At 67.2% G+C, this 7,267-nt stretch carries 11 protein-coding genes; 6 read left to right on the forward strand and 5 right to left on the reverse strand.

The features are described 5' to 3' along the window. Positions 1–358 precede the first annotated feature (358 nt). Complete coding sequence (locus ABS88_RS11025; RefSeq protein WP_286749757.1) at positions 359–625, forward strand: hypothetical protein; 267 nt, start codon at positions 359–361, stop codon at positions 623–625. Here ABS88_RS11025 and ABS88_RS11030 read toward each other — a convergent pair whose 3' ends face one another. The 5 genes from ABS88_RS11030 to ABS88_RS11050 form a co-directional block, all read right to left on the reverse strand. Next, positions 626–1,246, reverse strand: a complete 621-nt coding sequence (locus ABS88_RS11030) for a hypothetical protein (protein WP_286749758.1) — start codon at positions 1,244–1,246, stop codon at positions 626–628. A gap of 130 nt (positions 1,247–1,376) precedes the next feature. Next, a complete protein-coding gene (locus ABS88_RS11035) occupies positions 1,377–3,272 on the reverse strand; it encodes a hypothetical protein (protein WP_286749759.1) in 1,896 nt (631 codons plus the stop codon). Continuing rightward, entirely contained in the window at positions 3,272–3,655 is a 384-nt protein-coding gene (locus ABS88_RS11040; RefSeq protein WP_286749760.1) for a hypothetical protein, read from the reverse strand. The genes ABS88_RS11035 and ABS88_RS11040 overlap by 1 nt, the downstream gene beginning before the upstream one ends. After that, entirely contained in the window at positions 3,637–4,749 is a 1,113-nt protein-coding gene (locus ABS88_RS11045) for a CHC2 zinc finger domain-containing protein (RefSeq protein WP_286749761.1), read from the reverse strand. The genes ABS88_RS11040 and ABS88_RS11045 overlap by 19 nt, the downstream gene beginning before the upstream one ends. A gap of 53 nt (positions 4,750–4,802) precedes the next feature. Next, the gene (locus tag ABS88_RS11050) at positions 4,803–5,063 is read right to left on the reverse strand and encodes a helix-turn-helix domain-containing protein (RefSeq protein ID WP_286749762.1); all 261 of its coding nucleotides are present in this window, start codon (positions 5,061–5,063) and stop codon (positions 4,803–4,805) included. A gap of 73 nt (positions 5,064–5,136) precedes the next feature. Here ABS88_RS11050 and ABS88_RS11055 point away from each other — a divergent pair, with 73 nt between their 5' ends. The 5 genes from ABS88_RS11055 to ABS88_RS11075 all read left to right on the forward strand — a co-directional run. Further along, the gene (locus ABS88_RS11055; RefSeq protein ID WP_286749763.1) at positions 5,137–5,547 is read left to right on the forward strand and encodes a helix-turn-helix domain-containing protein; all 411 of its coding nucleotides are present in this window, start codon (positions 5,137–5,139) and stop codon (positions 5,545–5,547) included. Positions 5,548–5,736: 189 nt separating this feature from the next. Further along, positions 5,737–6,150 (forward strand): hypothetical protein, encoded by a 414-nt coding sequence (locus ABS88_RS11060; RefSeq protein WP_286749764.1) that lies wholly within the window; start codon positions 5,737–5,739, stop codon positions 6,148–6,150. Continuing rightward, positions 6,147–6,413, forward strand: coding sequence for a hypothetical protein (locus tag ABS88_RS11065; protein ID WP_286749765.1), 267 nt, complete (start codon positions 6,147–6,149; stop codon positions 6,411–6,413). The genes ABS88_RS11060 and ABS88_RS11065 overlap by 4 nt, the downstream gene beginning before the upstream one ends. Continuing rightward, on the forward strand, positions 6,410–6,712 hold the full coding sequence (locus tag ABS88_RS11070; RefSeq protein ID WP_286749766.1) for a hypothetical protein: 303 nt from the start codon (positions 6,410–6,412) through the stop codon (positions 6,710–6,712). Before ABS88_RS11065 ends, ABS88_RS11070 begins: the two co-directional genes overlap by 4 nt. 3 nt (positions 6,713–6,715) lie before the next feature. Next, a partial coding sequence (locus ABS88_RS11075; RefSeq protein ID WP_286749767.1) for a hypothetical protein occupies positions 6,716–7,267 on the forward strand: 552 nt, incomplete at its 3' end.

A 7,267-nucleotide genomic window follows, 5' to 3' on the forward strand; every position in this document is an offset into this window, starting at 1 on the left:
CGACGATTAGCCAACCAGCCCATCCTAGGCCGCTCGGATCATCCATGTCGTGACCTACGTCGATATATCCAGATCGCGATCATGGCCGCGATCATTAGCGGTACCCAATAGTGCGCGCCGCTTGGCTCGATCCAGTCATGCCAGATTTGCCAGTACGCGGGCGGTCCTTCGGTCGCCTGCATATTTGGATCGAGCGGCGGAGTATGTCGAGGTGACAGTGTTCCCGGCATGACGTTCCCTCCCGCTGCATCGTCTGCCACCAACGGGTCGGGGCCGCAAGTCGTCGCACCGGACTCGACAAGGGAGAACGAAAAAGGAACAAGGGCGATCACGGCCAATGATTCGAAAGGCGGCAGCGATGCCCGAATATGGAAAGCGGCGGCGCTTCGCGATCGTCACCTATGATCCCGACAAGGTGTGCGACCTCGACTGGCGGGTCGACGCGCCCCTGCTCGGTCAGCAGATCGTCCAGGGCCTGCGCGGCACCGCCTATGCCAAGGAACGCGGGCTGATCAACATCACCCTGCTCGACCAGGTCGCACCGAACGCGCGGCCATGGGACGCTGCGCTGCGCGGCCCGATCAGGCCGCCGCTGCGATCGGTCGGAGGCTGCAAGCCGGAGTAATCACAGCGCCAGCACCATCTGCTCGACCGGATCGCGGTTCGCGGTCGGCCAGACATATTCGGTTTTCCACTCGCGCGAGGCGTCGAAGCCATACCAGCTGCAATCGTCGATCGACTGCGCGTCGCTGCCCTCGATCCAGACGAGGCGGCCGACGCTGATGATCGTGTGGCAATATTTGCCGAAGCGCGCCGCCTGCTTGGTTTCCTTCCATGCCGCGTCGAACAGCAGCCATGTCGGCCGCAGCCGCGCCAGCACGTCGATCTTCATGTGCAGCAGGCGGCGATCCCACGCCGGATTGGTCGCAAAGATGTCGACGTCGCCCAGCTCGCGCGTCGCCGCCATCATCTGGGGCAGGGTGACGACATCCTGTTGCGCGATAAGCTGCCCCGTCGAATGGACGGTGCGCCGCATCGGCAACAGGTCGGCCGCCCACGCGCAGTCCCACCCGTGCGGCGCCAACAGGTCGACCATGTCGCCCGCGCCGGCGCACGGTTCGGCATAGCGCACGCCGCGCCCCAGATGCGCGACCAACGGCGCCACCGCGCGCGGGTCGATCGTCGGATAATAATCGCGCGGGTTCCGCTTCCGCGTCGTGCCGGTGGCGCGGGACAGGGTGCTCAACGCTTCTCATCCTTGCGGCCGCCGTCGAGGTGGCATTGACGGCACCGGAAATAGGTGCCGGGACCGCGCTTGATGTCATCGGACCCGCAGGGCAGGCATCGCATCGGCCATGGGACAGGAGCGGCCTTGCTCACTCCGCCCCCTTCGCATTCGCCAGTTGCCGATACGCTTCCTCTTCCCATTCCTTCACGTCGATGAACTCTCCGATCGGCACCGTGACGCACCGCACCTGCGCGCCCAACCGGGCCTTTTTCGACGCGCGCGCGCCGGGCAGCGTCGCCAGCGTCTGCGCCCACATTCCGCCTTCCCACAGGCTGCGCTCGTAAATCTCGGCGATGCCGGCATGGTCCTTGCCCGCGATGGCGATGTGGATATCCTTGGTGTGGAGATAGGCGCGCGCGCCCGCGCTCTCGCTTTTCGGGTCATCGGGCGGATGCACCAGCATCATGCCGTGGTTCAACAGCTTGTCGAACGCGGGCGATCCGCGCGACTGGTTGTTGACGACGTCGGCGAACGCCTCGCCGATCCACGTCGCCACCTGCTTGCCGTCCTGGTCGCGCTGCGAGCGCAGCCGGTGCGACGACAGGCGGCGCAGGCAGCGGTCGGCCTGATCCTCCGCCTCGCCGCGCGAGCTGTCGAGCGACGGCGCCAGCATCGACACATATTCCTCGACGCGCAGCGCGTCGTCGGTCAGCGTCAGCGGATCCGGCACGCTGTCGTGCAGCGCCAGGTCGGCACACGCCAGCAGCACGCCATAGGTGTCCTGCTCGCGCGCCGAAAACCCCAGCTCGAACATCTTCTTCTGATAGGCGGCCAGCGTGTCGGCAAAGCGATACCACTGGTCGGCGACCCGCCGCCGCAACTGGTGTCCCCAGTCCTCCAGCGCGGCGGGGATTTCGACCTTGGCCGTCTTTTGCGGAATCTTTGACAGCGTGACGATCGCCATCCGGTTGCGGTCCTGCGCCTCCAGCGCATGATACTGGATCGAGGAAAAGAGGAAGCATGATCGCGCGACGAAGGTCGCGGCCTTGTGGTCGCTCGACCCGCGCAGCGTGCTCGCCCCGCTCGACGCCAGGCGGGCAAGGCGGACGATCTTGTCCATCACACCCTTGTTCGTCTCGCTCGGTTCGAACTCGTCGAACAATACCCCCAGCGTGTCCTGGTTCAGCGTCTGGCGCAGCCCGGCCTCGGTCGCATCCTCGCACGTCAGCGCCCACGGCCCCATCAGCTTGCGGATGACCAGGTGCAGGGTAGACTTGCCCGCGCCCGACGGCCCGACGATCCACATATGCGGCCGCCAAGGCAGCGCGCCGCCGATCGGCGCCGCGACGATGAACCCGACGATCAGCAGCGCGAACACCGGGTCTTTCCAGCGCCACTTGCGGACCAGCGCCAAGATATCCTCGCCCATCTCGCGCGGCGCCGCCGTCTGCGCCGGCGGGTCGATCGTTTCGTAACTCGGATAGACGAAGCGTCCGAACAACCCGGTCGCGTGGCGCGTCATCGGCTTGACCTTGCGGCTGCCCAGCGTTCGCTCGCCCGCGATCCACACGCTGTCGCCGCAATGCAGCACCAGCTCGCCGCCCGATCCGGGGTGCGCCCCGCGTCCGCGCTCGCGCCCCGCCGGGTTGAACAGCCCCTTGCGGCTGCACGCCATGATCAGCGCTTCCTGGATATGCGTCTGGTTGAAACCCTTGACATAGGGCTCGTCCTTGCCCTCGACCCAATGCGGATATTCCTGCACCAGCCAGGGGATGCCCGGATGCCCGAACAGCATCATGATCTCGCCCTTGCGGCAGTCGGCGGTCAGCGGGCGGAGCTGCCCCGCATGGTCGAGCACGTAATTCATCCCCGCAAGATGGCCCAGCGGCACGACGGGGCAGTCGTCGGGCAGCGGCTTGACGTCCAGATACGCCCCCGCCTTGGCGGCATCGGTCGCCTTCGGCCGCCGCATGTCAGGCGCCGGTTCGGGCGACTCCGCCGCCGCGGCGATCATCGCCTTCGCGTCTTTCGATTTTGCGGCCATCAGTCGCGCGCGATCTCGGCTTCGACTGCGCGGGCATAGGCCGCCGCCGCATCCTCATCCTCGCTGCGCACGCCCATCGGCTTGAAGCGCGCCATGGAACGACGCGTTGCCGCCACGACACTCCCGAACGCGGCCGTCGTTGCGGAATCGGCGGGAAAGTCCGTCATATGTCCGCCGGGCGTCGCAACGGCGACGAGCACAGGCGGCTCCAGCTGCGCCTCGATCGCGGCGATCTTCTTCCGCTCGGGCTCGCTCGGCCGATCCGCCCGGCGCCGGATCGTGACGATCGCCACCGCGTTGCGCCGCCACTGCCCCCGGCACGAATAGAGGCGGCCGTCGCGATCGATCGCATAGCGCCCCGGTGTCAGCTCGCGCTGCGGCATCGCCCATCCCCCTCGAAATCATAGGCCGACAGCTTGCCCGTCAGCACATCGTTGAAATCCTTGTAAAAGCGCAGGGGGGGGTAGGCGGGCGGCCACATGATCGACACGCTTCGCCCCTTCTCCTGGTGCGCCGCCACTGCCTTCTCGAACAGGTCGTCGGGCTCGCCGGTTCGCTTGTCGCGCTGGCCGATCAGCACCAGCTCGCCCATCTGCGGCGGCAGGTCGACGCTCGGCATCTTCGACGCGCTCACGCCGGCGATCACGCGCCGCGCCGGGTCGCTCACCGCGACGCTCGCCCCGTCCTCGATTCCCTCGGACAGATAGACGCGCGTGCCGGCGGGTATCGCGTGCAGCGGCCCGCGAAAATCGCCCTTCCACACCGGGATATGGCCGCCCAGCGACGGCCCCAGCGTCAGCTTGGCGTCCGACACCCCGCCCAGCTTCGTCACCACGCCCGATCGCGTTGCATGGTCCCAGCCCGAAATGTCCAGATAGGTGCGGTGGCAGCCGATGACGCTGCCGTCCAGCGCATGGATCGACGCGATCATCGCCGCATGGCGATTGTCCGGCTGCCCCTTGAAATCGGGATGCCCGATGTCGGGCCGCCAGCGCAGCGACCCCGGAATGCGCCCCAGCGCCGCGAAATCGATTCCGCGCTGCGCCAGATAGGCAAGCGCAGGGGTCGCCACCCCGTCGCGCCCGATCGGCTCGCTGCCGTGCCACAAATTCGCCGCGCGCTTGCGCCGACGCTCGACGTCGGCCGCGTCGGCCGCCGCCCGCGCCGCCTGCTCGGCGTCCCACTCGGCGCGCTTCACCGGGTCTTTCAGCGCGATCGCCGCGCCGCCGCCCAGCTCGCGCTCCAGCTCGACCACCGCCTGCGAAAACCGCCAGCCCTGCCGCGCCGCCAGCCATCGAAACAGGTCGCCCGTCGCGCCGCACGAAAAGCAGAAATAGATGCCCTTGCCGTCGTTGACCTTGAACGATCCCAGCGACGTGTCGTGGTGAAAGGGGCACAGCGCGTCATATTCGCGCCCCGCGCGGTGCAGTTTCAACTCGCGGCCGATGATCTTCGACAGCGGCATACGATCCTTCACCCACGCCCCGCGCTCGCGCCACGATTCCGGAGTCGTTTGCCCCCCGCCCGCCATCACCGCCCTGCCGCCGCCTGCTCTTGCGCCGTTTCATTTTGGGGCATCTCGGCGGTCAGGAACCAGTCGGCGGCGCCGACCACGCCGGCCTTGTCGAGCCGCTCTATCGTTCCGGCCTTTGGGATTTTTCCGTTGAAAATCCATCCGCTTAGCGTGCGGAAGGGAACGCCGATGCCGTCGGCCAGCTCGTCCAGCGTCTGCGAATTATCCGCCGCGCGCCGGCGCAGTTTCTGAATGGCTCGACTTTCGTTCATGGACATCTATTATCCTGACAGAATAATTCACCGCAAGCGGAGATTTCTTGAAATTATTCCAGAGAGGATTTTGGGGCCAATGCAGAAGCTGATATTTTTCCCCTATATGGCGAAATCGACCGAAAATTGTCCGAACCGCATCCGCGAATGGCGCCAGCGCAAGAATGTGACGCTCGTCCAGCTTGCCAGGGCGATCGGCGCGACCCACGGCCATCTCCAGAAGATGGAGGTTGGCGACCGCCCGGTCACGCTCGAATGGCTCGACCGGATTTCCGAGGCGCTGGGCGTCTCGGTCGGCGAACTTCTGCATCTGCGCCAGAATCCCTTGCTTCCGACGAGCGATGAACAGAAGCTGCTCAAACAGCTTCGCGAGGGCGGCGACCAGTTGATGCGAACCGTCCAGGCCGTCGCCGACGCGCATCGGACGTTCACGCCGCCGCCTCCCGACTCGGCCGCGAACGATCCCGGCGGGAAAAACGACACCGGCTGAAAAGGCTGGAAATTTCGGGATGATCGGGCCGCCGATGCGCGGCCTTTTCTATGCGCGGCTCCCGAAATGATACGGACAGAATAAAATTCAGCTTGCGCAATTTATCCTGTGGGGATAACTCCATGTCGAACGAAACGACAGGAGCTTTTCCCAGTGGGCGAAATCCACCACCTCCCCCGTCAGTCGCGAATGGCCCCACTGGTCATCCGCCCCGCGCTTCTCGCGCCGCGCCGCCCGCGCATCGACATCGCCGCGCGCCGTCACGTCACCGTGACCGAAGCCGCGCAGAAACTCGCGATGGCCGATTGCGCATCGCGCACGATCATCGACCGCCTGCGGGCGCTCTACGATCACTACGGTCTGCCCGATCCCGACAACCACCGCTTCGTCCGCGGCGTCCCCGTCCTCGGCGCCCGCCGCATCCACGCGGGCAGCCTGTGGGATCGCGGCCGTTTCCTCGCCTGGCTCGACAACGGCGACGGCGGCAACGCCGCGGCCGCCCCCGTCGGCCATCCCGCTCCCGCGGTGGGCAGCGCCGCGACGCGCCGGCGTCTCGCCGACAACGCCGCCGCGCTGATCGGCGGCGAACGGAAACGCGCATGATGCCCCGCGGCCTCACCAACGTGCCGCGCGGCCACGGCGGCCTGACGCCGCAGGAGCGCCTGATCATGGCCGATTGGGATCGCGGCCTGCCGGTCCGCGCCATCGCCCGCGCGCGGAACCTGCCCCTCGCCGCCGTGCGGCGCACCGTCGCATATTATCACGGCGGCGGCGAAGAAGCGAAGGCGCGTCGCGACGCGACCGCGGGCAGTCGCCGCCTCGCCAGCCTCATTCTGCGTCACGTCTGCGAAGCGGCGGCCCGATGAACGGCGGCCTCCAGCAGCGCGGCCGCATCCTGCGCCATGTGGACGATCATTATCGCGCCGGCCTCGAAGGTTTCAACCGTGCCAGCCACGGCGACGCGCTGCGCGAAATGCAACTTGGCCCGGCGGAAGACATGCAGGCCGACGATCCGCCGATCGGCGATCCCATCGGCCTGATCCGCTCGATCGGTTGGCGCCGCTGGGCGGCCGCCGCGCTGTTCGCGCTCACCGTCTGGATCGCCGCCGCAACCTTCGCGGTGATGTGCGGCGGCGACCCTGTCTCAACCCAGCAAGAGGACTAGCCTATGACCAGCCTTTCCATCGCCGATCGGATCGACCTCGCCGAGAAGGCCGTCGCCGAAGGGCGCATCATCCAGCATTCGTGGAGCAGGGAGGATGCCAAGGGCCGCCATCTGGTCTGCGCGCTCGCTGCTTTCGGCGATGGCGACATCACCAGCGCGGGCGACTGCCCCGCCGACCTGATGCCGAAATGGCTCGCGGCAACAGTGCCGACGATCGATGACGGCCTCGCCGTCGATCAAATTCACTGGTTCACCGGCGAACTCGTGAAGCGCGCGCGGCAATGGCACATTCTCGACGATACCGCATGGGATCGTATCCGCACCGGTTTCATGATCGCCTGCATCCGCCAGGCGCTAGATAGCGCAGCCCCTGCGCAGCCCGATCCCAAGCCAGCCTATTGGACCAAGGTCGTTGACGCCTGCAACGGCGTGATCGCCGCTCTGGAGAGCGGCGAGGGCTTACAAGAGGCGAAAAAGGCGGCGGCGGCGGCGGCGGAGGCGGCGGCGGCGGCGCGGTGGGCGGCGGCGGCGGCGGCGGAGGCGGCGGCGGCGGAG

The sequence above is a fragment of the Sphingopyxis sp. SCN 67-31 genome (assembly GCF_001725095.1).

Coding starts and splice junctions, on each gene's coding strand:
- ABS88_RS11040 (WP_286749760.1), bottom strand. CDS start 3,655: ATGCCGCAGCGCGAGCTGACACCGGGGCGCTATGCGATCGATCGCGAC.
- ABS88_RS11070 (WP_286749766.1), top strand. CDS start 6,410: ATGAACGGCGGCCTCCAGCAGCGCGGCCGCATCCTGCGCCATGTGGAC.
- ABS88_RS11055 (WP_286749763.1), top strand. CDS start 5,137: ATGCAGAAGCTGATATTTTTCCCCTATATGGCGAAATCGACCGAAAAT.
- ABS88_RS11060 (WP_286749764.1), top strand. CDS start 5,737: ATGGCCCCACTGGTCATCCGCCCCGCGCTTCTCGCGCCGCGCCGCCCG.
- ABS88_RS11065 (WP_286749765.1), top strand. CDS start 6,147: ATGATGCCCCGCGGCCTCACCAACGTGCCGCGCGGCCACGGCGGCCTG.
- ABS88_RS11035 (WP_286749759.1), bottom strand. CDS start 3,272: ATGGCCGCAAAATCGAAAGACGCGAAGGCGATGATCGCCGCGGCGGCG.
- ABS88_RS11050 (WP_286749762.1), bottom strand. CDS start 5,063: ATGTCCATGAACGAAAGTCGAGCCATTCAGAAACTGCGCCGGCGCGCG.
- ABS88_RS11025 (WP_286749757.1), top strand. CDS start 359: ATGCCCGAATATGGAAAGCGGCGGCGCTTCGCGATCGTCACCTATGAT.